Below are 26,228 nucleotides of genomic sequence, written 5' to 3'. Positions count from 1 at the left end.
TGATGCCTCCCTTTTTTTTGCATGTTTGTCTGGTTTAATGCCCGCCTGCGCCCCTTTTACGCCCCTGTCGTGCCATGTCTCGACGTGCCAAAAGCGCGCCTGTCGAGGCCCGGCCGGCATGAATATGCTAATCTGACGGGGCACAGCCCAACATTTGTCCGGAGATCCAGTATGAAACATCTGCTTCCCATTGCGGCCATGAGCCTGCTGACGCTTGCCGGCTGTACCAATACCTCACCCTATTCCGGTGATGTTTACAGCGACCAGCAAACCAAGTCCGCGCAGAACGTCACTTATGGCACCCTCGTATCCGTACGCCCCACCAAAATTCAGGCCGACAGCCGCACCGGCGGGCTGCTGGGCGGCGGCACCGGCGCGCTGATCGGCGGCGTACTGGGTAACCAGGTCGGCGGCGGCAGCGGCAGGAAAATTGCCACCGCGGCGGGCGCCATCGGCGGCGCCATGGCGGGCACGAAAGTTGAAGACAACGCCAACCTGATCGACGCCGTCGAGCTGGAAGTGCGTACCGAAAACGGCAAGGACCTGGTAGTCGTGCAAAAAGCCGACCGCCGCTTTCAGGCCGGCGACCGGGTTCGTCTGATCGGCACCGGCTCCAACGTCAGCGTCGCGCCCTACTGAGGGCGGCAACAAAAAAACAGCCCGATACCAAAACACCGGCCATGAAAGGCCGGTGTTTTATATCGGGCACTTGCAACGGTGGACGCGCCAGACGGCGCGTCGTCAGGGATATCGCGCTTACGACATCCAGCTGCCGGCCAGGCTGGCGGCCTTGATCACGATCAGCGCGATAATCGCCAGCAACAGCACGACGAAGAGCACATCAACCGGGCGTACCAGCGCCGTTGCGCCCAGCACGGCAATCGCTGCCACCCAGATATAGCGGTTGTTGCCGTGGCTTTTGAGCATCGCCGTGAGCATCTTGTCGATGCCCTGGCTGACCCCCTTGTTCCAGCGCTTGTTGGACAGATAGAAAATCACCGCAAAGGCGATAACCCAGATCACAAAAGTCGTCATGGACAGGCTCCAGAAGATAGTCGGTCGATTGTCAAAAAGGCCGGCGCCGACCACGGGCCGAGCGTGGCACGACGGCCAGGAAAATCATCATGCGCCAGCGATACAACACCATGCCGAAACCGGGTTGCTGTCGCCTGACGAAAACTCACGTTAATGCCCCACGGGAGCACCCGCAGCAGCCATGAATGGAGTGGCGCTAGGGTAGCTTTGGTCCACCGGTGGCGCAATAGCGCCATGGTATTGAGACATGATTCAGGGCAAGGAAAATGCCCGCCACCCCTGACATCCGCCCCGATCCCGGGTTACCATCCGCTGTCACGATTCGACTTAATGCACTCACCGAAAGGTTCCTCCATGCAAATTGCGCAAAACTCGGTCGTCGCGTTTCACTACACCCTGACCAACGATTCAGGTGAAGTGCTGGACAGCTCCGAAGGCCGCGAGCCGCTTACCTATCTGCACGGTGGCGGTAATATCATCCCCGGGCTGGAAAAAGAGCTTGAGGGCCGTTCGGCGGGTGACAAGCTCAACGTCAACGTATCGCCGGAAGACGGCTACGGTGAGGTTCAGGAACAGCTCATGCAGGAAGTTCCGCGCGACGCCTTCCAGGGCGTTGAAAGCGTGGAGCCGGGCATGCAGTTCCAGGCGCAGACCGAAGGCGGCCCGCTGATGGTCACGGTCAAGAAGGTCGAGGGGGATACCGTGGTTGTTGACGGCAACCATCCGCTGGCCGGCCAGCAGCTGACCTTTGACGTGGAAATCGCCGAAGTCCGCGAAGCCAGCGCCGAAGAGATCGAGCACGGCCACGTTCACGACGGCAGCGAAGACGAAGGCGGCGCCGAGCAGTAAGCTCGCCCGGCTTTACTCTTGCGAGGCCATGATCTCGCTCGATCACCGGCATCGCGCCGGATGATAAAAGCGGCTCCGCAAGGAGCCGCTTTTTTTATGTCTGTCGGCTAGCCAAGGGGAGCAACCCGCATTCTACTTCACTCGGCCTGCTGCCGGCGCTCTACCCGACGCAGCCAGACCGCAATGGCCAGCGTCACTCCGAAAAGCACCCAGGACGCCCAGGTGACGCCCGCCCAGCCGTCCCAAAGCCAGAAAGGCTCCAGCCAGAACCCGCCGAGACTCGCGCCGCTGTAATAAAACACCAGGTAAAGCGCCGAAGCGCTGCCGCGTGCGCGCTGGGCGTTGCGCCCGACCCAGCTGGATGCCAGCGAATGCGCAAGGAAAAAACCAAAGGCGTTGATCGTCAGCCCGAGCACAATCAGCGCAAGCGAATCGGCGCGGGTGATCGCCGTGCCCGCCATCAGAATAAACACCCCGAGTATCATGCAGCGCGCCACCGACAGCCGCGCGGCCAGCCGACCGGATAACATCGATCCCAGGGTGCCGCTCAGATAGGTGAGAAAAATCAGCCCCAGGCTGCTCGCCGCCAGCTGGTAGGGCGCATTCGCCAGGCGAAAGGTGATGTAGCTGTACTGGTTGATAAACACCATGAAATTAATGCCGCCCAGGGCATAGGCGCCCAGTAGCGCCGGCGTGCGCAAATGCCCGTACAGATCGGCGGCCGCCGTCGCCAGGTGAAACGGCCGGGGCGTAAACGCCCGGCTGGGCGGCAACAGGCGCCAGAACAGCACGGTGCCGGCCAGCGTCATCAGGCCCACGGTCGTGAACGCCGCGGACGCGCCGCCCATATCCGCGACGATGCCGCCGACAACCCGGCCGCTGATCCCGCCCAGCGAATTGGCGCCGATGTACAGCCCCACGGCCCCCACCAGCGCGCGTTTATCGAACTCGTCACCCATCCAGGCGATGGCCACCGCGGGCAGCCCGCCGAGGACAAACCCCTGAGCCAGCCTGAGCGTCAACAACGCGGGAAAGTTGGGCGCCAGCGCCAGCAGCAGCGACAGACTGCCCGCCAACAGCAGGCTATAGCGCATGATGCCCTGGCGCCCGATCGCATCGGACAGCGGGCCGAACACCAGCAGCGCGCCGGCCAGCGACAGCGTCGCTGCCGACATCACAAAGCTGACGGCCAGCGTCGACACACCGTATGTATCCTGCAGCTCGGGCAGCAGCGGCTGAGGCACGTAAAGATTGATAAACACCAGGAACGAGCCCAGGCACATCGCCAGGGTCGCACGCCACCAGGCGCGGGTCTTGAGCGCTATCGCCACGGGAACCTACCGCTCCGGTGACAAAACACGATTCAGCTGCGCCATCTGGCGCTGTTCCAGCGGGCGGCGGGACTGCCAGTAATAGCGCTGCCAGTAGGTATTATCCAGCCGCGACATGATCACCCCTTTGGAGGTGGAAGCATGCAGGAAATAGCCGTCCTTCACATAGATGCCCACGTGTCGGCTGCCTGGCGGACGGAAAAACACCAGGTCACCGGCGCGCAGCTGCCGGCGATCAATCGCGTGGCCTTTTTTCACCTGCCCGCGCGTGGTGCGGGGCAGGCTGATCTCGAAGGAATCGTCGTACACATTCTGCACCAGCGCCGAGCAGTCGACGCCACGCCGGGTTGTGCCGCCCAGCCGATAGGGAGTGCCCGACCAGCGCTCGTGCTCTTCGAGCAGCGCCTCGCGGATCACCGCCGGCTCGGGAGTCTTGAACCGCGACAGGTCAGTCAGAGGGTTATCCGCCGGCGACATCATCGCGCCACCGCTGTGGGATACCCCCGGCAGCGAGTGGGTAAAGCCGCTATCCGACGCGGCATCGTCGGCGTGCCGAGGACTCCCGGCGCAGCCCGCCAGCAGGAGAATCAGCGCCAGGGCACCGGTTTCACGGATGCCCGGCAACAGCATGCGGGGCGGCACGCCAGCAACAGTCATACCCAGGACCTCGTCAAGCGGTGCAGGACGTCGCGGGCGCAGCCGGCCGGGCCGCCGGATCGTACCTGACACACGGAAAGCGGAAACACGGCTCAGCGGGATACGGCCGTGTACGAAATAAACGCGCCGTCGCAGTATAAGCGATAGCTTCGATAGCTGGCGAGGCTCAATGCAGCGTCAACCTGTCACCGGGCAGCGTATCAACATGCAGCGGCACACAATGCCGCGGCCGGCTGCCGGGAAAATCCAGGCTTGCCCAGCTACCCGCCAGCACCGGGGCACCGCAACGCCAGGCCACCAGCGCCTGGCGCAGCCCGGCCAGAAACTGCTGACGCTCGTCGGTTTCCCCCATGCCGAATGAAAACCCGGCATACAGGCCCTCGGCATACGCCTGCCAGCCAGCATAGTGCGTTGCAGCAAGCGCATGGGCGCGCTCAAGCACCTGCGCCAGCCGCGACGGGCTCAGCCAGTCGAGCTCGCGACCGGCGATGGCCAGATCCACCGCCTGGGCAATATCCCACGCCGCCATGTCGATGTCGTTGCAGCCGTCTTCATTGTCACGCACGCGTTCCAGCCGCAGCCGATGGTTACGCTCTTCGACGGGGCTGTCGCCGGTTTGCAGGATGGCAATTTCTTCGTCCAGCCGCCGGCGGTTGAGCGTATAGGGCGCATAATTGATCTGGTAGTCCTGGCGGTCGCCGGCTTCGAGCATGTCGTCGATAAACCCGCTCAGCTCCCGGGCGTCGTGGAGCTGATAATGACTTTCGAGCCACTGACGAATGGTCTCACGCTCCCGGGCGCCTTCCGGCCGCGGCTGGCGCCAGGCGGGGCTGTTCAACGGCCCGACCAGCGCCATCGCGGTAAAATCGCGCAGCGAAGGCCGCCCGTCGGGCTCGCGCCAGCGGCCGGGCTGCCAGTCCAGCCAGTGAAATACGCTGCCGGGATCGTTCCGGTGCCAGGCAATATCCCCTGTCAGCGATACGTCATCGGGCTCCGAGAGGCAGCGCGCCCAGGCCAGCCAGGCGTCGAGCAGCCGGGTCGGTGTGGCATAAAAATGGCACAGGCAGCTTTTCAATGCTTCGGCCAGCGACACCAGCGCGGCGTCATCAAAGCGCCGGCTATCCACGGCCGCCTGGACGTAAAAGGCAAATTTTTCCGCCATCCGGATGGTCGCGGCGTGGCGGCTGGCCTGCCTGAGCCAGCCACGCTGCACCAGCGCCTCGCGGGCCGGAGACCCCATAGCGGTTTGCGACGGAGCCTGAAAGCCGTGCGCGGCGTCGGCGGCCATCTGGTTGAGATGGTGCGCCTCGGCCGGCAGCCAGTAACGCGTCAGCGCCTCGGCGCCTTCTTCGGCATGCACATCCAGCTCGTTTTCCAGATAGCGCTCGGCCTCGAGGCGCTTGGCTTCGGGCAGCGGCGCCTGCGGGTCGCGCTGACGCTGCATCAGCTGCGGGTCACGCACGCCGGCAATCGCCTGCAGCCAGTGCCGTGGCGTGTTGCGATACGCCCGCAGGCGAGCGCGCGAGGCGTCGCGGCAGGTCGGTTCGGACAGCGCCATGAGCTGCGCTTGCCAGGCATGGGATGGCTGCCAGGCATCGCCCGGCGCCTGCGCTGACCCGGCCGCGCCTTCGTCGCGGTAATCCATCCCGCCGGCCAGGCTCATCCCCCGGCGGTAAGCCTTGAGCACGTCGGCCCAGCCGGCGTAGCGGTGTTGCAGGAGTTCGGCGGCATGGGCGGCAAAGTCGTCGGACTCGGCGGCCTCAAGGTAGCCGCAGCAAGCGCCCGACCAGGCCAGCTCGGCCAGCCGCAGCCAGTCCCACGCGGCCCATTCCAGCGGCGCATCGGTGGCTACCCAGCGCTGTATCATTCCGATAAACGGCGCGCCCTGGGCCGCCAGCTCTTCTACCCGTCGCTGACGCCGGGCCACGTTCAGGGCGCCGAGCTCGGCGGCGCAGGTATCCCAGTGGTAACGCTCGCCCTGCGCGGCCAGCCACAGCATGGCGTCAATCAGCGTCTCGCGCGATGTTATCTGCCACGCCTCGGCCAGCCAGGCGGCGGCGTCCGAGCGGCTGTCGGGCCAGGGCGAGTCGGTCTCGTCGATAGCCAGCAGGTGCCGCTGGTGTTGCTGCCAGCTATGTAACGCGTTGAGCAAAAGATTCCCCTGTTAAACCCGCAAGGCACGGCAAAAAGGCGCTTATTGTAACGGGCCGCCCGAAGAAACGGGACCCCCGCCGCCACCTCGGGCGCGGTCGTCGAGGCGTCGCTAGCGTATTTTGCTGACCACCCAGAGCAGCACCGCCGACCCGGCAACCGCCGTTACCAGCGAGCCGATAAAGCCCCCGGCATGAAGCCCCACCAGGCCAAACAGGAAACCGCCGATCACCGCGCCGACGATGCCCACGCCCACGTTGGCGATAAGTCCAAAGCCGCCGCCGCGCATCAGGTTACCGGAAATCCAGCCGGCCAGACCGCCGATAATCAACCAGGCAATAAAACCCATATTTCCTCCTGTCTGTCTTGCTGTTGTGTCGCCGCGACGAATCCGGCTCCTTCCGGGCCGGGTCTCGGCAAGGTGAACACGCATCGTGTTTGTTTTACCATGATAACAGCCAACCTGTTTTTTCCATTCGTTTATCCATCAGGACGCTTTGATGATTCCCGACTCGCTTCGCCAGCGGCTTGACGCTACCGACGGCCAGCAAACCCTGACCTGGCAGGGGCGCGAAATGGTGCTGTTCCATCAGGCATGGGGGCAGCTGGCCATCGCGCTGACCGGCGCCCAGGTCGTGCACTTTCAGCCGTCAGGCGAGTCGCCCTGGCTCTGGCTGACGCCGACCCCCGCTGAAGCACCGGCGACACTGCGCGGCGGCATCCCGCTGTGCTGGCCGTGGTTCGGCGATGAGCGCTATGCCGATGAAAGCCCCAACCGTCAGGGGCCGTTTCACGGCCATGCGCGGCTGGCCCTCTGGCGGCTCGATGCCGTGGACGAACACGAGGAAGGTATCGAGGTGCACCTGTCTCCCGAGGAGCGCCTGCACAGCCAGCTGAACGTCCGCCTTGTCATCCAGGCCAATGCCCGGCGGCTGAACGTCGAGCTGATCAGCGAAAACGCCGGCGATGCACCGGTCAAGACCAGCGCCGCGCTGCACAGCTACCTGGCCGTTGACGATGCCTTTGCCTGCCAACTCGAAGGCCTGGCGGGCGCTCGCTATCTGGATAAACGCCGGGATTTTGCCGAAAGCGAACAGCAGGGCACTCTCGCCGTACGCGGGCCGCTTGACCGCCTCTACCACAGCAACGCCGCTGTGGTCGTGGACGATGGCCGGCGCCGGCTCAACGTCGCCAAGTACCAGAGCGATTCCACCGTCGTCTGGCACCCGGGCACCGCCACGCTTGACGATACCCACGACAGCGCCGTGCGAAACTTTATCTGCGTGGAGTCGGCCAACACCCGGCTCGACCCGGTCTGGCTGGTGCCCGGCGCGCGCCACCTGCTGGGCACAACGCTCAGCCGAGCCTGAAACAGCCGGCCAACTGCCCCACAGCAACACGCCGGGCCCTGTTACACTGCATCGCGGCACGCGGGCAGCCCGGATACCCGCGTGCCGCCTCTGCGATCAACACACGGCCAACTGCTGGAGACACACCGCATGAACGTATCGCTCTGGTTCGAGGCGTTTTCCATGGTTTTCAATATCGTCGGCATGGTCATGGGCGTGGGCGGCCTGATGCTGGCACAGCGCTCCCCCCGCCGCTGGCCGGGCTACAGCATTACCACGCTGGGCTTTGTCATCGCCACGCTGCCGATCTCCTGGCAGCTGGTGGCCGGGCTGGCACAGGGCGGCTGACTTCATGGCCATGCCTACGCCTACCACGCCTGGAGCGCTGAGTCGCGAACTCGGCAACCTGCTGGAGCGCGGCCGTGACCGCCAGCTGCGTCTGGCCGTCACCGGCCTGTCCCGGGCCGGCAAGACGGCGTTTCTGACCTCGCTGGTCAACCAGCTTCGCCACGCCGGCGTGGAAGCCCGCCTGGATCTGCTGCCGGCGGCCCGGGACGGCCGCCTGCTGGGCGCACAACGCCTGAATCAGCCGGACCTGGGCGTACCGCGCTTTCCCTACGACCCGGCCATGCAGGCGCTGAGCGATACGCCCCCGCGCTGGCCCGAACCCACTCGCGGTATCAGCGAGCTGCGCCTGGCGCTGCGCTATCGCCCGGCGCGCGGCGGCTGGCTGCGTACGTCTGTCTCGCACCTGACGCTGGACCTGTTCGACTACCCCGGCGAATGGCTGCTGGATCTGCCGCTGCTGGATCAGGACTATTATCAGTGGTGCCAAAGCCGCCCGTATGCCCGCGGCGAGCAGCGCCAGGCGATCTTTAGCGAGTGGCTGGCCGCCGCCGAGGCGCTGGACCCGGCTGAAGAAGCCAGCGAAGCCGTACTTGCCGAGCTGGCCGAGGCCTACGCGGCCGGCCTCAAGCGAGCCAGGCAGCTGGGCTTTTCGCACCTGCAGCCGGGGCGGTTTTTGCTCCCCGGCGAGCTGGAAGGCGCCCCGGTGCTGCAGTTTTTCCCCCTGCCGTACCTTGACCAGCCGCGGGAAGCGCTCGAAGCCCTGCCCGACAACAGCGTCTATGCCACCCTGGCCGCGCGCTTTCGCTACTATCAGAAACAGGTAGTGCAGCCCTTCTACCGCGACCATTTCCGCCGCTTCGACCGGCAGATTATCCTGGTGGATGTGCTGGGCGCCCTGAACGCCGGCCCGGAACGCTTTGAAGACCTGTCCCGCGCCCTGGGCGAACTGATGCAGAGTTTCAGCTACGGCAACCGCCATCTGCTCAACCGGCTCCTTGCGCCGCGTATTGACCGCCTGGCCGTGGCCGCCACCAAGGCCGACCATGTCACCCCCGAGCAGCACGACAACCTGGTGGCGCTGCTCAATACCATGCTCAAGGAGCCGCTGAAGGACTTGCGCTTTGCCAACGTGCCGGTCAAGGCCATGTCGCTGGCGGCAATTCGTGCCACCCGGACCCGGGAAGTGCGCCAGGGCAGAGAACGGCTGCCGGCGCTGCGCGGCACCGACCTGGAAGGCGAGGAAACTCTGGTCTATCCCGGCGACGTTCCCGCCAGCCTGCCGGATGCCGCCTTCTGGCAGCGCCAGGGCTTTGATTTTGCCAATTTTCGCCCGCTCCCCGGGACCACCGGGGCGCTGCCGCATATCCGCATGGATGCCGCCATCGACTGGCTGATCGGAGATAAACTGACATGACCACGCCCCAGCCACGCCGGCACTTTGCCCTGGACGACGACAGCTCCTCCGACCCTCACAACGCCAGACACCACGACGCCGGACGCCACCACGGCGCCGATACGCAGTCGGCGACCGACCCCCTGCGCGCCGCCCACCGCTTCGACCAGGGCACCCGGGATACCCAACCGGCCGACGACGACGCGGCCGCCACCGCCCTGCCCGAGCACAGTCTGGGCGCGCCGCGCAAGCGCCACCGCGGGCTGGTGCTGGTACTCGCCGGCAGCGTGGTGCTGGGCATCGCCGAGTTTGTCACCGGACTGCCCGATGCGCTGACCGGCGCCCGCTGGCTGGACGCCGCCTGGCGGCTGCTCGGCCTGGGGGTCATTGGCCTGGGCGCGGCGGCCACGCTGCGCGAACTGGTGCGGCTGAAACGCCTCAAGCGCCACGACAGACTGCGCACGGCGCTGGCCGAGCTGCCGCATCGCTCACCGCGCAAGGCACAAAAGCTGGCCGGCAGGCTCCAGGATCAGCTGCGGCTGAGCGAGGATGATCCGCACTGGCGGGCCTTCCGGGCCGCGCAGCAACCGCATCACAACGGTGAGGAAACCCTGGCGCTGCTGGATCATCACCTGCTGACGCCCCGCGACCGCGAGGCGCAGCGGCTCATCTCGCGCATGTGCGGGGAAACGGCTGTTATGGTGGCGGCGAGCCCGCTGACGCTTGTCGACATGGCGCTGGTGGCCTGGCGCAACCTGGCCATGGTCGACCGCCTGTGCCGTCTTTACGGTCTGGAGCTTGGCTATATCAGTCGCCTGCGGCTGTTCAAGGCGGTGCTGCACAACATGGCGTTTGCCGGGGCCAGCGAGCTGGCCACCGATGCCGGCATGGACATGCTCTCGCTGGACATGGCCGGGCGGCTGTCGGCGCGTGCCGGCCAGGGGTTGTCCGTCGGCCTGCTGAGCGCCCGGCTGGGACTGCGTGCCCAGCGGCTGTGCCGCCCGCTGGCCTTTGCGCCCGAGGCGGCGCCGACCGTGGCCGACCTGCGCCGCGATCTATGGCAACAGCTGCGCCGGCTGGATGCGCGGCCCGACGATACCGCGCCGGCGCAGCGGCGCTGAGCCATCCGGCCGCCGCGATTGGCGCCATCGCCCCGAACCCGTATAGTGGCGGCCTACCCTCGCCAACCAAACGAGCCTCATGCTGCAGAATAATTCCTCGCTTGCCCAACTCAAGCAACAGATTCGTGATACCACCCCCCGCGCCGAAGGACAGGTCAAGGGCACCGACCGCGGCTTCGGCTTTCTGGAAACCGACGACGGTGAATCCTACTTCATTCCGCCGCCCGCGATGAAGCAGGTCATCCACGGCGACCGGGTCGAGGCGGTGATTCACCAGAACGGTGACAAGACCTCGGTTGAGCCGGAAACGCTCATCGAGCAGGGGCTGGATCGCTTTGTCGCCCGTGTGCAGAAGCGCGAAGGCCGCCTGGCCGTGGTGCCCGATCACCCGTCGATCCGTAACGCCATCAAGGCGCGCATCAAGCGCAGCCTCGACGAAGACAGCATCGCCGACGGCGACTGGATCGTGGCGCGGCTGGTCCGCCATCCGATGAAAAAGGACGACCGCAGCTTTTTCGCCCAGATCGACGAGCTGGTCGCCAAATCGGACAACCCCGCCGTGCCCTGGCGGGTGACGCTGGCGCGCCATGCGCTGGAGCAGGAATGCCCGGATGCCGGCAGCGAATGGCCGCTCCACGAGGAAGGCCTGGAGCGGGAAGACATTACCGCGATGCCGTTTTTCACCATCGACAGCGCTTCCACAAGGGACATGGATGACGCCCTGCACGTGGTCGAACGCGAAGACGGCGGCTGGCGCATGAGCGTGGCGATTGCCGATCCCACGGCCTACGTCGACGAAAACCACGCGGCGGACAAGGAAGCCCGGGTGCGCGCTTTCACCGTCTACCTGCCGGGTCAGAACGTCACCATGCTGCCCGAGCAGCTGGCCGACGATCTCTGCTCGCTGCTGGAAGGTCAGACGCGTCCGGTGCTGGCGTGCACCCTGGACGTCAACGCCGACGGCAGCCTGGGCGACTATCGCTTCTTCGCCGCCGAGGCCATGTCCCACGCGCGGCTGACCTACGAGAACGTCTCCAACTGGATCGAGGGCGAAGGCGACTGGACCCCGGCCGACAACATCGCCCCGCAGCTGACGGCACTGCGCGACCTCACCGAGGCGCGCTCGGCGTGGCGCGAAAAGCATGCGCTGGTGTTCAGCGGCAGCCCGGACTTCGTTTTCAAGCTCGATCCGGCCGGCAACGTGCTCAACATCGAAGTCGAAGAGCGGCGCATTGCCAACCGCATGATCGAGGAATCGATGATCGCCTCCAACGCCTGCTGCGCGGACTACCTGTCGGCCAACGTCGGCCACGGTATCTTCAACGTGCATCGCGCCTTTGAGCCGGAAAAGGTCGAAGACGCCCAGGCGTTTCTCGCCACCCAGGACATCAATGTCGACACCGACGACCTGCTCGACCTGCCGCGCTACAAGACGCTCAAGCGCGAGATCGAAAGCCGCGAGAATGCCTGGCTGGACGTGCGCCTGCGCCGCTTCCAGGGCTTTACCCGGATGTCGGCGCTGCCCGGCCCCCACTTCGGCCTGGGGCTGACGGCCTATGCCACCTGGACCTCGCCGATCCGCAAGTACGGCGATATGGTCAACCATCGTCTGATCAAGCACGTTCTCAAGGGTGAAAAGGCGCCCGCCGAAGCCAGCGAAGCGTTGACCGAGCAGCTCACCGAACGCCGCCGCCTGAACCGCATGGCCGAGCGCGACGTGAAGGACTGGCTCTACGTGCGCTACCTGACCCCGGACGCCGAGGCCCAAACCGCCTTTGACGCCGAAATCATCGCCATCAACCGCGGCGGCATGCGCGTGCGTTTGATCGACAACGGCGCCACGGCCTTTGTCCCGGCACCGATGATGCACAGCGACCGCCGCAAGGTGGTCATCGACGACAAGGAAGGCCGCATCCAGGTCGAAGACGTGGAACGCTACAAGCTCGGCGATGCCGTACGGGTCAACCTCATCGAGGCCCGGGAAGACACCCGCTCGCTGGTCGCCCGCCCCGCCGCCTGATCGCCGCGCGCCGGGGCCATCCTGCCCCGGCATCCGCGACAAACAAGGACGCAAAAAAGCCGCCCGGACCATGATGGTGCCGGGCGGCCCTGTTTCTGGCCAACGGTTATCGGCCAGCGGTTATCGGCCGAGGACGCCTTGCGCCGGCCGTGATGACCTCTGGCTTACCAGCCGGTCATTTCCTTGAGCGCGTCACCGATATGAGCCAGCGAGCGCACGGTTTTCACCCCGGCGCCTTCCAGCGCGGCAAACTTCTCATCCGCGGTGCCCTTGCCGCCGGCGATAATCGCACCGGCATGGCCCATGCGCTTGCCCGGAGGCGCGGTGACACCGGCAATATAGGAAACCACCGGCTTGGAGACGTGCTCCTTGATGTACGCCGAGGCTTCTTCTTCCGCGGTACCGCCGATTTCACCGATCATCACGATGGCTTCGGTTTTGGGATCGTTTTCAAACAGCGCCAGCATATCGATAAAGCTGGAGCCCGGGATCGGATCGCCGCCGATACCCACGCAGGTGGACTGGCCAAAGCCGTGGTCGGTGGTCTGCTTGACGGCTTCGTAGGTCAGCGTGCCCGAACGCGAGATAATACCAACCTTGCCCGGCTGGTGGATATGGCCGGGCATGATGCCGATCTTGCTTTCTCCCGGCGTAATCACGCCCGGGCAGTTGGGGCCGATCAGGGTCACGCCCAGCTCGTCACACTTGACCTTGGCATCCAGCATGTCGAGCGTGGGAATGCCTTCGGTAATGCACACGATCAGACGAATGCCGGCCTTGGCGGCTTCGATGATCGAGTCCTTGCAGAAGGGCGCGGGTACGTAAATCACGCTGGCTTCGGCCCCGGTTTCCTGCACCGCTTCCTTCACGGTGTTGAACACCGGCAGCCCCAGGTGTTCCTGGCCGCCCTTGCCCGGCGTTACGCCGCCGACCATCCGCGTGCCGTAGGCAATGGCCTGCTCGGAGTGGAAAGTGCCCTGGCCGCCGGTGAACCCCTGGCAGATGACCTTGGTGCTGTTGTCGATCAGGATACTCATTATTTCCCCTCCGCCGCGTTGACAACCTGCTCTGCCGCGTCGGTCAGGCTGGTAGCCGCGATAATGTTCAGCCCGCTTGCCGCCAGCTTTTCGGTGCCCAGCTCGGCATTGTTGCCTTCCAGACGCACCACTACCGGTACGTTGACGTCAACTTCCTCAACGGCGCCGATGATGCCTTCCGCAATCATGTCGCAGCGCACGATACCGCCGAAGATGTTGACCAGCACCGCCTGGACGCTGTCGTCGGACAGGATAATCTTGAAGGCTTCCGCCACGCGCTCCTTGGTCGCACCGCCGCCCACATCGAGGAAGTTGGCCGGGCTGCCGCCGTTGAGGTTGACGATGTCCATGGTGCCCATCGCCAGGCCGGCGCCGTTGACCATGCAGCCAATGTTGCCGTCGAGCGCTACGTAGTTCAGCTCCCACTTGGCAGCATCGGCTTCGCGCTCGTCTTCCTGCGACGGATCGCGCATGGCCTGGAGGTCGGGATGACGGTACAGCGCGTTGCCGTCGAGGCCTACCTTGGCATCCAGGCAGTGCAGGTTGCCCTCGCCGGTGATGACCAGCGGGTTGATTTCCAGCAGCGCCAGATCCTTGTCGTGGAAGAGGCGAGAGAGTCCCAGCAGGATCTTGGTGAACTGCTTGATCTGCGCCCCTTCAAGCCCCAGCGAGAAAGCCAGCTCGCGGGCCTGATACGGCTGCGCACCGACCAGCGGGTCGATTTCGGCCTTGAGAATCTTCTCCGGCGTTTCGTCGGCTACCGTTTCGATCTCGACGCCGCCTTCGGTTGACGCCATGAACACCACGCGCCGCGTAGTCCGGTCAACGACCGCGCCCAGATACAGCTCGGAGGCGATATCGGTGCAGTCTTCCACCAATATCCGCGATACCGGCTGACCGACGTCATCGGTCTGGAACGTCACCAGGTTCTCACCCAGCCACTGCTCGGCGAAGGCCCCGGCCTCTTCGGGCGATTTGATCAGTTTGACGCCGCCTGCCTTGCCCCGGCCACCGGCGTGTACCTGAGCCTTGACGACCCACTGTTCGCCGCCGATTTTCTTGCAAGCCTCTACGGCGTCTTCCGGGCTGTCCACGGCAAAGTTCCTGGACACCGGCAAGCCATAGTCGGCAAACAGCTGTTTGCCTTGATACTCGTGAAGGTTCATCGCTTCATGCCATTGGTTGCATGTGACTCGAACGATGGGAAACGGTTGCTCCCCATCCCCGCGCTTTCGATACATTGCCGAAAGCATTGCGCCACCCGGAGGTGGCGCTTGTTAAAAGGGATTGTGGATCACTTACGCTTTTTGCGGTTCGCCATGTGAATCGCGTGACCATCAACGGCAAGCGCCGCCTCGTGGATGGATTCCGACATGGTCGGGTGGGCATAGCAGGTCAGCGCCAGGTCCTCGGCACTGGAGCCGAATTCCATGGCAATCACGCCCTGGGCGATCATCTCACCGGCATGCTGGCCGACAATATGCAGCCCGAGAATACGATCGGTTTCGGCATCCGCAATCACCTTGGCGCTGCCCTCGGTGGCATTGTTGGCCATGGCGCGGCCGTTGGCCGCAAACGGGAACGCCCCGGTGCTGACTTCGATGCCCTGCTCTTTGGCGTCCTGCTCGGTCATGCCGACCCAGGCCACCTCGGGGAAGGTATAAATCACGCTGGGAATGGCATCGTAGTTCACCTCGGCCTTCTGGCCGGCGATGATGTCCGCCACCATCATGCCCTCTTCGGACGCCTTGTGCGCCAGCATGGGGCCGCGCACACAGTCGCCGATGGCATAAACGCCCGGCACGCTGGTACGGCACTGATCGTCGACGGTAACAAAGCCGCGCTCGTCGAGATCAACATTGACGCCATCGGCAATCACGCCCTGGGTGTAGGGCTTGCGGCCGACGCAGACGATCAGCTTGTCGAAGGTAATTTCCTTCTCGCCGTCGGCATCCGCGTACTTGACCACGACTTCCTGGCCCTTGACCTCTGAGCCGGTCACCTTGGCGCCGAGCCGAATATCCAGGCCCTGCTTCTTGAGCAGCTTCTGAGTATCCTTGGCGATGGCGCCGTCGACCATGGGCAAAAAGTCATCCATGGCTTCGAGTACCGTTACCTCGGACCCCAGACGATTCCACACGCTGCCCAGTTCCAGACCGATTACGCCGGCACCGATAACGCCCAGGCGGCCGGGCGTTTCGTCAAACTCCAGCGCGCCGGTGGAGTCGACGATAAGGCCTTCGGTCAGCGGCGTCGGCGGAATCTCGACCGGCACGGAGCCGGCAGCGACCACGATGTTGTCGGCTTCATGGGTGCTGGTCTTGCCGTCAAAGTCGGTCACTTCAACCTGCTTTTCGCCGATCACCTTGCCGGTACCGTTGATGGCCGTCACGCCGTTGGCCTTGAACAGCCCTGAGATGCCGCCGGTTAGATTCTTAACGATCTTGTCCTTGCGCGCCATCATCTTGCCGACGTCCATTTTGACGTCGCCGGTGGCAATGCCCAAATCGTCAAAGTCGTCCCGGGCTTCAACAAACTTGTGCGAGGCCTCAAGCAGCGCCTTGGACGGAATGCAGCCCACGTTCAGGCAGGTGCCGCCGTGGGCCACGCCGCCCTTGCTGTCCTGCCACTTCTCTACACAAGCGGTTTTCAACCCCAGCTGCGCGGCGCGAATGGCGGTCACATAGCCACCGGGACCGGCACCGATAACGATTAGATCAAACTTGTCAGCCATGTTGGCTCCTCTGTTCGGGCTGCCCCGCCACACGCGGCAGGGGCAGTGTAGATAAGTTCTCGTGACGCATGAGGACGCCCCGGCGCGCAAGCGACCGGCCGTATGGCAGCGCTATACGTTAAGCAGCAGACGTGCCGGATCTTCCAGCAGCTCCTTGATCACGACCAGGAACTGCACGGCATCCTTGCCATCGATCATGCGGTGGTCATAGGAGATGGCAAGGTACATCATTGGCCGAACTTCTACCTGACCGTTAACCGCCATCGGCCGTTCCTGGATCTTGTGCATGCCCAGGATCGCCGTTTGCGGCGGGTTGATGATCGGCGTCGACAGCAGCGAGCCAAAGATACCGCCGTTGGTGATGGTAAAGGTGCCACCCTGCATTTCGTCGATGCCCAGCTTACCGTCACGGGCGCGCTTGCCAAAATCGACAATGCTCTTTTCCACGTCGGCCATCTGCATCCGGTCGGTATCGCGCAGCACCGGCACGACCAGGCCGCGTTCGGTGGAAACCGCGACGCCGATATCCTGATAGCCATGATAAACGATATCGCTGCCGTCGATCGAAGCGTTGACGTCGGGGAAGCGCTTGAGCGCCTCGGCGGCCGCCTTGACGAAGAAGCTCATGAAGCCGAGCTTGGTATCGTGGGCCTTGAGGAAGGTTTCCTTGTACTGGGCGCGCATCTCCATGATCGCGCTCATGTCGACCTCGTTGTAGGTCGTGAGCATCGCGGCCGTCTGCTGCGCCTGTACCAGCCGCTTGGCAATGGTCTGACGCAGGCGGCTCATGGGCACACGCTTTTCGGGGCGCTCACCCTCGACCGGAGCCGGCGCTGCCTGAGCGCCCTGCGTCGGTGCAGGCGCGGGAGCCGCCGACTTCTTCGCATTACCGTCTTTCAGCGCCTTCTGGACATCTTCCTTGAGAATCCGGCCGCCCTTGCCGGTGCCGTCGATGCGCGATGCGTCCAGGTCGTTTTCCGCTACCATCCTGCGCGCCGCCGGCGCCAGGATTTTGCCGTCCTGATGTTCCTCGGCCTCATCGTCCTGGTCATCGGCCCCGGCAGCCGGAGCTTCATCCGCCGGGTCGCTACCGCCGGCGCCTTCGGCAAACAGGGCCAGCAGCTGCTCGGACTCGACCTGGCTGTCCACGTCAGCGCGAATTTCGGTCAGCGCGCCGTCTGCCGGCGCCACGACTTCGAGGACGACCTTGTCGGTCTCGATCTCGGCCAGCACTTCGTCACGGCTCGCCGATTCGCCGACCTTCTTGTTCCAGCTGGCCACCGTGCCTTCCTGCACGGACTCGGGAAATGACGGCGCCTTGACTTCGTGCTGCTTGCCGGCGGCCGGCTGAGAGGCAGCGGCGTCCGGCTTTGCCGCGGCAGGCTTGTCGTCCTGCGGCGCGCTGTCGGCAGCGGCAGAAGCCTCGCCGAGCTTGCCCAGCACCTGCTCGGACTCCACGGTATCGTCTTCTTTGACCAGGACGTCACTGAGCGTGCCGGCTTCCGGTGCTACAACTTCCAGCACGACCTTGTCGGTTTCAATTTCAACCACCAGCTCGTCGCGCTCGACGCTGTCGCCGGGCTTTTTGTGCCAGGCGGCAACGGTGCCCTCAGCGACGGACTCTGGAAAGGTTGGCGCTTTGATTTCGGTAGCCATGTGGTATCCCTTGTGTGTTCGCGAAACCCCGGTGGGCGCTTACAGATTGAATGCGTCGTCCACCAGCTGGTGCTGCTGTTCGGCGTGAACGGACATATAGCCCGCTGCCGGCGCCGCAGAGGCGGGGCGGCCGGCAAACTTGAGCTTGCCGCCCAGTCCTTCCCCGAGCCGCTCGGCAACCGCGCGCAGGTGGTGCTGACTGGGGTACCAGGCCCCCTGGTTCAGCGGCTCTTCCTGACACCAGACAATATCGGTGACGTTGGTATAGGCCTTGAGCACATCCTGAAGCGCATCGCGGGCAAACGGATAGAGCTGCTCGATACGCACAATCGCCGTATCGTGGCGCTCGTTTTCCTCCCGCCATGCGGCCAGGTCGTAATACACCTTGCCGGCACAGAGCACGATACGCGTCACGGCCTCGGGAGCGAGGTCGGCCTGGTCGGGGAGCACCATGTGGAACTCGCCGTCTGCCAGGTCTTCCAGGCTGGACACGGCCTCCTTGTGGCGCAGCAGCGACTTGGGCGACATGATCACCAGCGGCTTGCGCAGCTTGCGAATCACCTGACGGCGCAGCAGATGATAAATCTGCGCCGGCGTGGTGGGCACGCAGACCTGCATGTTGTTTTCCGCACTCAGCTGCAGAAAGCGCTCGAGGCGCGCCGAGGAGTGTTCCGGGCCCTGACCCTCATAGCCGTGGGGCAGCAGCATGGTCAGCCCGCACAGGCGTCCCCACTTGGTTTCGCCCGAGGAGATGAACTGGTCCACCATCACCTGGGCGCCGTTGAGAAAGTCGCCGAACTGGGCTTCCCAGATCACCAGGTCGTTGGGCGCGGTGGTCGCGTAGCCGTATTCAAAGGCCAACACGGCTTCTTCCGAAAGGAAGGAGTCGTGGATGGTGAAACGCGGCTGGCCGTCGCTGATATTCTGCAACGGCACATAGGTGCTGCCGTCGTTCTGGTTATGGACCACGGCGTGGCGGTGCGAGAAGGTGCCACGGCCGGCATCCTGCCCCGTCAGACGGATCGGATGCCCCTGATCCAGCAGCGTGGCGTAGGCCAGGGTTTCACCAAAGCCCCAGTTGATCGCCAGGTCACCGGCCTGCATCTTGCGCCGGTCGGCATAGATCTTTTCCACCTGACGCTGTACCGCAATCCCATCGGGAATGGTGCACATGCGCTCGGCCAGCAGCTGCATACGCTGCATGTCAAAGGAGGTGTCGGCGTAGCCGGTCCACTCGTGGCCGATGTAGGGCTGCCAGTCGACAAACAGCGCCTCGTTGGGCTCCTGCACCAGCGCATTGGCAACGTGGTTGCCGGCCATCAGGTCTTCGCGGTAGGTGTCGACCATGGCGCCGGTGTCGTCCTGGCTGACCACGCCCTCCTTGACCAGCCGCTCGATATAGCGCGTGCGCGCCGAGTCGTGCTGCTTGATCTTGGAATACATCATCGGCTGAGTGCCCGAGGGCTCGTCGGCCTCGTTGTGCCCACGACGGCGGTAGCACACCATGTCGATCACGACGTCCTTCTTGAACTTCTGGCGATAGTCCAGCGCCACCTGGGTGGTGTGGATGACCGCATCGGGATCGTCACCGTTGACGTGAAAAATCGGTGCCTGCACCATTTTGGCGATATCGGTGCAGTATTCGGTAGAGCGTGCATCCAGCGGATGCGATGTGGTGAAACCGATCTGGTTGTTGATCACCACATGCACGGTGCCGCCGGTGCGGAAGGCACGCGTCTGGGACATCTGGAATGTCTCCATGACCACGCCCTGCCCGGCCAGGGAAGCATCCCCGTGGATGTTGATCGGCAGCACTTTCTCGCCAACCGGGTCCTCTCGGCGATCCTGACGGGCGCGTACCGACCCTTCGACCACGGGGGCCACAATTTCAAGGTGTGACGGGTTGAACGAGAGCGCCAGGTGAACTTCGCCACCCGGTGACATGACGTTGGAGCTGAAGCCCTGGTGATACTTGACGTCACCGGAGCCGCGGTCGAATACCTTCTTGCCGTCGAACTCGTCGATCAGATCGGCGGGGTTCTTGCCCAGGATGTTGACCAGCAGGTTGAGCCGGCCGCGATGCGCCATGCCGATGACGATTTCCTTGGCCCCGTAGCCGCCGGCGCGCTGGATCAACTCGTCCATCATGGGAATGAACGTCTCGCCGCCTTCCAGACCAAAACGCTTGGTACCGGGGTATTTGGCGGCCAGGTAGTTTTCCAGCCCTTCGGCGGCAGTCAGCCGCTCCAGCACATGACGGCGCGCCTTTTGGCCGAACTCGGGGGCGCTGCGTACCGATTCAAAGCGATGCTGTAGCCAGCGCTTTTCTTCGGTATCGACGATGTGCATGATCTCGCAGCCGATGGAACGACAGTAGGTGCGCTCCAGAGCGTCGATAATGTCGCGCAGCGGTGCCTTGTCGAGCCCCAGGAAAAACGAGCCGGTCCGGAATTCGGTATCGAGGTCGTCGCTGGAAAGCTGATGGAAGGAAAGGTCGAGATCCGGTACCGGGGTGGGATCGCGCAGCCCCAGTGGATCAATATCGGCTTTCTGGTGTCCGCGAAAGCGATATGCGTTAATCAGCTGCAGCACCTTGACCTGCTTTTTATCCATACCGCTTTCTTCGGGTACGGCAGCGCCGGGGCGCGTTTGCTGGCCAATGCGGTAGAACTGGTCGCGGACAGGACCCAGCGGGACATCGCCGGACGCATGGCCTTCGGGACGCGGCAGCTCGTCAAAGTAACGGCGCCACTCATCGGGCACAGCGTCGGGATCGGTGAGGTACTGCTCAAAAAGCGCTTCCACGTAGTGGGCATTGGCGCCACTGACGTGAGAAGAACGCCACATCAACTCCATTATGCCTTGTTGCATCTCTCGGTCACCCTACACAGATGGGGTGGTATCGGTATCGCTGCAGGGTCGCGGCGATATCGCTATGGACCATGGCGGTGTGACCTCAGGTCGCACCGCCAATGGCGCCATGATAACAAGCCGGGCGTTACGGTTTAAGTGGCAGGCACAAACTTGTTGCCGCAATGCCTGCAACCCGGGTTGCAAGCCTGAATTTACCGGCACGCAGGATCCGATACCATGCACCCGGCCCTACAATCAGGTGGCGTCAGCCACCAGCATTTCACGAATCTTGCCGATGGCGCGTGTCGGATTCAGCCCCTTGGGACAGAACGCCACGCAGTTCATGATGCCGCGGCAGCGGAACACCGAGAACGGGTCCTGCAGATCGGTGAGCCGCTCTCGAGTCGCGGTATCCCGGGTGTCGGCCAGGAAGCGGTAGGACTGCAGCAGACCCGCGGGACCGACGAACTTGTCCGGGTTCCACCAGAACGACGGGCAGGACGTGGAGCAGCAGGCGCACAGGATGCACTCGTAAAGCCCATCGAGCTTCTCCCGGTCTTCGGGCGACTGCAGCCGCTCGATTGCCGGCTCCGGCTCGTCGTTTTGCAGGTACGGCTGAATACGCTCGTACTGCTTGTAGAACATCGCCATGTCCACGACCAGGTCGCGGATCACCGGCAGACCCGGCAGCGGGCGCAGCGTCAGTTTGCCGTTCCTGACCACGTCGGACAGCGGGGTAATGCAACCCAGACCGTTGCGACCGTTCATGTTCATGCCGTCGGAGCCGCACACGCCTTCGCGGCAGCTACGACGAAAGGCCAGCGTAGCGTCCTGCTCTTTCATCATGTGCAGGACGTCCAGCACCATGACGTCGCGGCCCCTGGTGTCGACCTGAAACTCCTGCATGTACGGCGCAGTATCGGTCTCGGGGTTATAGCGGTATATCGATACCTGAAGATTAGACATCGTGACTCCCTCTCGTCTGCGGCGTATCAGTAGGTACGAATCTTGGGTTCGAAGGTGTCAACAGTCCTGGGCTTGAAGTTGACATCACGCTTGCCCAGCCGCTTTTCGGTCGGGTCGTAGATCGAGTGCTTCAGCCAGTTGACGTCATCACGGTCGGGGTGGTCGTAGCGCGAGTGGGCACCGCGGCTTTCCTTGCGCTCGAGCGCGGAAATCGCCGTGGCTTCCGCCACTTCCATCAGGTTATCGAGCTCCAGCGCTTCGACCCGGGCCGTGTTGAAGGCATTGGACTTGTCCGGCAGGTAGGCATTTTCAATACGCTCACGCAGCTCGGCGAGGCGCTTGACGCCTTCCTGCATCTTCTGCTCTTCGCGGAAGACGCCGAAATCGGTCTGCATGATGTCCTGGAGCGCACGCTTGAGGTCGGGGACGGATTCGCCGTCACCGGACTCGTTCCAGCGCTCGATGCGCTTCATCGCCGCCTGAATATCCGCTTCGCTGGCGTCCAGGTAGTCGATGCCCTCGTTGAGCGCACTTTCGATGAACTGCCCCGCCGAACGGCCGAATACCACCAGGTCCAGCAGCGAGTTGCCGCCCAGGCGGTTGGCCCCGTGAACCGAGACGCACGCCGCTTCGCCGCAGGCAAAGAGGCCGTTGACGACCTGGTCATTGCCCTTGTCATCCTGCATGATGGCCTGGCCGTGCACGTTGGTGGGAATACCCCCCATCATGTAGTGGCAGGTCGGCACGACCGGGACCGGCTCGTGAACCGGGTCCACGTGGGCAAAGGTTTTGGACAGCTCGCAGATACCCGGGAGGCGCTTGTTGAGCACTTCTTCGCCCAGGTGGTCGAGCTTGAGGAAGACGTGGTCGCCATCGTCGCCGGCACCGCGGCCGTCGAGCATTTCCAGGACCATCGAACGAGCCACGACGTCGCGGCTGGCGAGATCCTTGGCGTTGGGCGCATAGCGCTCCATGAAACGCTCGCCGTCCTTGTTGATCAGATACCCGCCTTCGCCGCGACAGCCTTCGGTGACCAGGGTGCCGGCACCGTGAATACCGGTGGGGTGGAACTGCCACATCTCCATGTCCTGCATGGGGAAACCGGCCCGCAGCGCCATGCCGATGCCGTCACCGGTATTGATCAGCGCGTTGGTGGTCGAAGCGTAAATACGCCCGGCCCCGCCGGTGGCCATCACGGTTGCGCTGGATTTGACGTGAACCACTTCGCCGGTTTCGATGCACATGGCGATGCAGCCCACCACGTCACCGTTTTCATTTTTCACCAGATCAACCGCGTACCATTCGTTGAGAAAGGTCGTGTTGTTCTTGATGTTGTTCTGATAAAGCGTGTGCAGCAGCGCATGGCCGGTACGGTCGGCCGCCGCGCAGGTGCGCGCCGCCTGGCCGCCCTCGCCGAAGTTTTTCGACTGGCCGCCGAACGGACGCTGATAGATGCGGCCGTTGTCAAAGCGCGAAAACGGCAGCCCCATGTGCTCCAGCTCGAAAACCGCCTTGGGGCCTTCGGAACAGAGGTATTCGGCGGCGTCCTGGTCGGCAATGTAGTCACTGCCCTTGACCGTGTCGTACATGTGCCAGCGCCAGTCGTCTTCCGGGTCGGCAGCACCGATGGCGCAGGTAATGCCGCCCTGGGCGGAGACCGTGTGCGAGCGCGTGGGAAACACCTTGGACAGCACGGCGGTTTTCTTGCCGGACTTGGCCAGTTCGAGCGCCGCTCGCAGGCCGGAGCCGCCGCCGCCAATAATGATGGCGTCAAATGTCAGGCTACGCATGTTGGACATGAATCAGGCTCCCCACAGAAGTTGAATGCCCCATACCAGGTACACAAAGATGGCCAGAATGATGATCATCTGGACACCTACGCGCTGATAGGTCGATTTGAGGTAATCGGTGGTTACGGTCCAGAGGCCGACCCAGGCGTGAGCTGCCAGCGAGATAAACGCCAGAAGCGAGAAAATACGCATCCAGGTCTGCTCGAACAGCCCGCTCCAGGTGTAATAATCAAGGTCGGGATTCAGCAGCAGATACGCCACCATGAAGACCGTATAGACGGCGAGAATAACAGCGGATACCCGCTGAAGGAGCCAGTCGGAAACGCCGTTACGGCTAAAACTGGTGATACTGGTTACCATATCCACACTCCTGCCAGAATGATCAGCACGGCGCTGGCGATCACGGTGATCTGCGCCTTTTGTACGCCACCCTCAAGGGTTACGCCGACGTCGGCATCCATGAAAAGGTGCTTGATGCCCGCCACGAAGTGAAACGCCAGGGCCGATACCAGCCCCCAGGCAATCAGCTTGGCGAGAAAGTTGCTTGCCAGTGCGTGGCTTACGGCATCAAAGCCTGCCGGCGACGACAGCGACTTGCTGAGCGCCCAGAAGGCAAAGATCAAACCGACAAACAGAATAACGCCGGTTACGCGATGCACGATCGACGTGATGGCCGGCAGTGGGAAATGTATTGTCGGTAGATTGAGGTTTACGGGTCGTTTGCTATTCACGGCTCTATACACACTCTTCTTGGCCCGCTCTGCAGCGATCGGGCATGGCCCGAGCGGGCGGTGGTTGCTGGAAGGGCTCGGCCGTTGCCAAGTCAGACACGCTACCCTGTGACCGGCAGCATGCGCTGCAAATTATATAAATCTTGGACGTGACTGACAAACCAAACCCGGTTTTACGCGACTATGGTGCAAGGGTTCTGCGCCACGCTCCCGGCGCCAGCGGCTCCCGCCATCCCTGGCGCCACCCGCGGCACGCCGCTGCAAACCGCATGGTGCCTGCCTCACACCGTCAAGCATAGACAGTCGCACCACCATGTTACAACCTTTGTACAGCAGGCTTGGCACTTCGGCTAATTGACAATATTCCGCGCCATTCTATAGTGGGCGGGCCTTTTCGCCGGCACGGCATACCCGCCAATCCTTGCGGGCATGTCCGTCCCCATCCGAACCCGAAAGGAGGCCTGCATGGCTGACAGGAAAGCGACACTAACGGTAGACGGCCTGGATGAAGCGGTTGAGTTACCCGTTTATTCCGGCAACCTGGGGCCCGACGTCATCGACGTTCGCAGCCTGGGTGCCAACGGTTTGTTCACTTACGACCCCGGCTTCATGGCAACGTCTTCCTGCCAGTCGGCCATTACCTACATCGATGGCGGCCAGGGCATGCTGCTGCACCGGGGCTATCCCATCGGCCAGCTGGCCCAGCACTCCAACTTTGTTGAGCTCTGCTACACCCTGCTGTTCGGTGAACTCCCCGACGATCAACAATACGCCGACTTCCAGGCGCGCATCGTCAACCACACCATGGTTCACGATCAGATCAACAACTTCTTCAAGGGTTTCCGGCGGGACGCGCACCCCATGTCGATCCTGTCCAGCGTGACCGGCGGGCTGGCGGCCTTCTATCACGACCACATGAACATCACCAAGGAAGAAGATCGCGTCATCAGCGCGGTACGCCTGATTGCCAAGATGCCGACCATCGCGGCCATGGCGTACAAGTACAACATCGGCCAGCCGTTCAATACCCCGCGCAACGAGCTGAGCTATGCCGAGAACTTCCTCTACATGATGTTTGCCACTCCGACCGAGGAGTATCGCATCAATCCGGTGTACGCCAAGGCGATGGACCGGATTCTCATGCTCCATGCCGACCACGAGCAGAACGCCTCGACGTCCACCGTGCGCATGGCCGGCTCTACCGGCGCCAACCCCTTTGCCTGCATCAGCGCCGGCATCGCCGCGCTCTGGGGCCCGGCTCACGGCGGCGCCAACGAAGCCGTGCTGAAAATGCTGGACGAGATCGGCGACGAGTCCGAAGAAAACATCCAGCGCTTTATCGACAAGGCCAAGGACAAGAACGATCCGTTCAAGCTCATGGGCTTCGGTCACCGCGTCTACCGCAACTTCGACCCCCGCGCCCGCGTCATGAAGGAAACCGCCGACGAAGTGCTCGCCGAGCTGGGCCACGCCAACGATCCCCAGCTCAAGATCGCCAAGCGGCTGGAGCAGATCGCGCTGGAAGACGAATACTTCATCGAGCGCAAGCTCTACCCCAACGTCGATTTCTACTCGGGCATTGTGCTCAAGGCGATGGGCATTCCGACCAATATGTTCACGGTGATCTTCGCGGTATCGCGCACCATCGGCTGGATCTCCCACTGGCACGAAATGCTCAGCGACAGCTACAAGATCAGCCGGCCGCGTCAGCTGTATACCGGCCACGATCCGCGTGACTACCCGCAGCAGTAAATCGCACAGCGGAAACCACGCCGCACGGCGCGAGACCGTGCCTTTGCAAGGCCACCTTCGGGTGGCCTTTTGCATGCCGGAGCAAAGATCATTGGCGCGGCAAAAACGCCTTCGGAGTGCCGGACAACCCTTGACTTTTGCCTGCACGGCCAACGAGGAACGCTTTTCCACACTTGCTGTGGATAAGCCTGTTCACAACCGTTAGAAAACGTTCGCCAGCGGGCATGCACAGCGGTTTTGACTCAAATTGTTTATTTTTTAACCTACTATAACTTATTGTTTTTTAACAATTTAAATATATCAAGTGGTTTTTGGGGCAATAACAGACGGTTGTGCACAGCGATGCAGCGCGGAACGGCCGTAGTGGACAAGTCAAGGGCAGGTAAGCGCTGAAATGCAGGTTTTTAGCCGCTTCCGGCGATGTTCAGCGGCAATGTCAACCGATGAATCAGCGG

22 protein-coding genes are annotated in these 26,228 nt (G+C 63.3%); 8 read left to right on the top strand and 14 right to left on the bottom strand.

Annotated elements, in window-relative coordinates:
* Positions 1-171: 171 nt before the first annotated feature.
* Positions 172-639, top strand: coding sequence for an outer membrane lipoprotein (locus C793_RS0105120; protein WP_017429878.1), 468 nt, complete (start codon positions 172-174; stop codon positions 637-639).
* 117 nt (positions 640-756) lie between these two features.
* Here the strand turns inward: C793_RS0105120 and C793_RS0105115 are convergent, their stop codons facing one another.
* On the bottom strand, positions 757-1,035 hold the full coding sequence (locus C793_RS0105115) for a DUF3566 domain-containing protein (RefSeq protein ID WP_017429877.1): 279 nt from the start codon (positions 1,033-1,035) through the stop codon (positions 757-759).
* A 354-nt stretch (positions 1,036-1,389) separates the two neighbouring features.
* Between C793_RS0105115 and C793_RS0105110 the strand changes: the two genes are divergently transcribed.
* Complete coding sequence (locus C793_RS0105110; RefSeq protein ID WP_017429876.1) at positions 1,390-1,884, top strand: FKBP-type peptidyl-prolyl cis-trans isomerase; 495 nt, start codon at positions 1,390-1,392, stop codon at positions 1,882-1,884.
* A 137-nt stretch (positions 1,885-2,021) separates the two neighbouring features.
* Here the strand turns inward: C793_RS0105110 and C793_RS0105105 are convergent, their stop codons facing one another.
* From C793_RS0105105 to C793_RS0105090, 4 genes are all read right to left on the bottom strand, one after another.
* A complete protein-coding gene (locus tag C793_RS0105105; protein ID WP_051038337.1) occupies positions 2,022-3,167 on the bottom strand; it encodes an MFS transporter in 1,146 nt (381 codons plus the stop codon).
* 54 nt (positions 3,168-3,221) lie between these two features.
* A complete protein-coding gene (locus tag C793_RS0105100) occupies positions 3,222-3,872 on the bottom strand; it encodes a C40 family peptidase (RefSeq protein WP_017429874.1) in 651 nt (216 codons plus the stop codon).
* Positions 3,873-4,038: 166 nt separating this feature from the next.
* Positions 4,039-6,024 carry a DUF1266 domain-containing protein gene (locus tag C793_RS0105095; RefSeq protein WP_017429873.1) on the bottom strand — a complete coding sequence of 662 codons (1,986 nt, stop codon included), beginning with the start codon at positions 6,022-6,024 and terminating at the stop codon, positions 4,039-4,041.
* A gap of 111 nt (positions 6,025-6,135) precedes the next feature.
* Positions 6,136-6,372 (bottom strand): GlsB/YeaQ/YmgE family stress response membrane protein, encoded by a 237-nt coding sequence (locus tag C793_RS0105090; protein WP_017429872.1) that lies wholly within the window; start codon positions 6,370-6,372, stop codon positions 6,136-6,138.
* 151 nt (positions 6,373-6,523) lie between these two features.
* Between C793_RS0105090 and C793_RS0105085 the strand changes: the two genes are divergently transcribed.
* The 5 genes from C793_RS0105085 (at position 6,524) to C793_RS0105065 (ending at position 12,254) form a co-directional block, all read left to right on the top strand.
* A complete protein-coding gene (locus C793_RS0105085; protein WP_017429871.1) occupies positions 6,524-7,393 on the top strand; it encodes a D-hexose-6-phosphate mutarotase in 870 nt (289 codons plus the stop codon).
* Positions 7,394-7,522: 129 nt separating this feature from the next.
* Positions 7,523-7,720: a hypothetical protein gene (locus C793_RS0105080; RefSeq protein ID WP_017429870.1), complete on the top strand. Its 198-nt coding sequence runs from the start codon at positions 7,523-7,525 to the stop codon at positions 7,718-7,720.
* Between the two features lie 4 nt (positions 7,721-7,724).
* Positions 7,725-9,134, top strand: a complete 1,410-nt coding sequence (locus C793_RS0105075; protein ID WP_017429869.1) for a YcjX family GTP-binding protein — start codon at positions 7,725-7,727, stop codon at positions 9,132-9,134.
* Entirely contained in the window at positions 9,131-10,234 is a 1,104-nt protein-coding gene (locus tag C793_RS0105070) for a YcjF family protein (RefSeq protein ID WP_017429868.1), read from the top strand. Before C793_RS0105075 ends, C793_RS0105070 begins: the two co-directional genes overlap by 4 nt.
* Positions 10,235-10,313: 79 nt before the next feature.
* Positions 10,314-12,254: an exoribonuclease II gene (locus C793_RS0105065; RefSeq protein ID WP_017429867.1), complete on the top strand. Its 1,941-nt coding sequence runs from the start codon at positions 10,314-10,316 to the stop codon at positions 12,252-12,254.
* A gap of 164 nt (positions 12,255-12,418) precedes the next feature.
* On the opposite strand, the gene sucD is transcribed toward C793_RS0105065, so the two are convergent.
* From sucD to sdhC, 9 genes are all read right to left on the bottom strand, one after another.
* The gene (sucD, locus tag C793_RS0105060) at positions 12,419-13,291 is read right to left on the bottom strand and encodes a succinate--CoA ligase subunit alpha (protein ID WP_017429866.1); all 873 of its coding nucleotides are present in this window, start codon (positions 13,289-13,291) and stop codon (positions 12,419-12,421) included.
* Positions 13,291-14,457 carry an ADP-forming succinate--CoA ligase subunit beta gene (gene sucC / locus C793_RS0105055; RefSeq protein WP_017429865.1) on the bottom strand — a complete coding sequence of 389 codons (1,167 nt, stop codon included), beginning with the start codon at positions 14,455-14,457 and terminating at the stop codon, positions 13,291-13,293. Before sucC ends, sucD begins: the two co-directional genes overlap by 1 nt.
* Positions 14,458-14,585: 128 nt before the next feature.
* Complete coding sequence (gene lpdA, locus C793_RS0105050; protein WP_017429864.1) at positions 14,586-16,025, bottom strand: dihydrolipoyl dehydrogenase; 1,440 nt, start codon at positions 16,023-16,025, stop codon at positions 14,586-14,588.
* A 111-nt stretch (positions 16,026-16,136) separates the two neighbouring features.
* Positions 16,137-17,681 carry a 2-oxoglutarate dehydrogenase complex dihydrolipoyllysine-residue succinyltransferase gene (gene odhB / locus C793_RS0105045; RefSeq protein ID WP_017429863.1) on the bottom strand — a complete coding sequence of 515 codons (1,545 nt, stop codon included), beginning with the start codon at positions 17,679-17,681 and terminating at the stop codon, positions 16,137-16,139.
* 39 nt (positions 17,682-17,720) lie between these two features.
* Positions 17,721-20,552 carry a 2-oxoglutarate dehydrogenase E1 component gene (locus C793_RS0105040; protein ID WP_026106121.1) on the bottom strand — a complete coding sequence of 944 codons (2,832 nt, stop codon included), beginning with the start codon at positions 20,550-20,552 and terminating at the stop codon, positions 17,721-17,723.
* A gap of 237 nt (positions 20,553-20,789) precedes the next feature.
* Positions 20,790-21,500: a succinate dehydrogenase iron-sulfur subunit gene (locus tag C793_RS0105035; protein ID WP_017429861.1), complete on the bottom strand. Its 711-nt coding sequence runs from the start codon at positions 21,498-21,500 to the stop codon at positions 20,790-20,792.
* A gap of 26 nt (positions 21,501-21,526) precedes the next feature.
* On the bottom strand, positions 21,527-23,299 hold the full coding sequence (gene sdhA, locus C793_RS0105030) for a succinate dehydrogenase flavoprotein subunit (RefSeq protein ID WP_017429860.1): 1,773 nt from the start codon (positions 23,297-23,299) through the stop codon (positions 21,527-21,529).
* A gap of 3 nt (positions 23,300-23,302) precedes the next feature.
* On the bottom strand, positions 23,303-23,650 hold the full coding sequence (sdhD, locus tag C793_RS0105025) for a succinate dehydrogenase, hydrophobic membrane anchor protein (protein ID WP_017429859.1): 348 nt from the start codon (positions 23,648-23,650) through the stop codon (positions 23,303-23,305).
* The gene (sdhC, locus tag C793_RS0105020; RefSeq protein WP_217994458.1) at positions 23,644-24,021 is read right to left on the bottom strand and encodes a succinate dehydrogenase, cytochrome b556 subunit; all 378 of its coding nucleotides are present in this window, start codon (positions 24,019-24,021) and stop codon (positions 23,644-23,646) included. The genes sdhD and sdhC overlap by 7 nt, the downstream gene beginning before the upstream one ends.
* 465 nt (positions 24,022-24,486) lie before the next feature.
* Here sdhC and gltA point away from each other — a divergent pair, with 465 nt between their 5' ends.
* On the top strand, positions 24,487-25,773 hold the full coding sequence (gltA, locus tag C793_RS0105015; protein WP_017429857.1) for a citrate synthase: 1,287 nt from the start codon (positions 24,487-24,489) through the stop codon (positions 25,771-25,773).
* Positions 25,774-26,228: the final 455 nt, after the last annotated feature.

It is taken from the genome of Vreelandella jeotgali Hwa, from assembly GCF_000334215.1.
Taxonomy (GTDB): Bacteria; Pseudomonadota; Gammaproteobacteria; order Pseudomonadales; family Halomonadaceae; genus Vreelandella; species Vreelandella jeotgali.
This window is presented reverse-complemented; position numbering and strand designations above follow the sequence as displayed.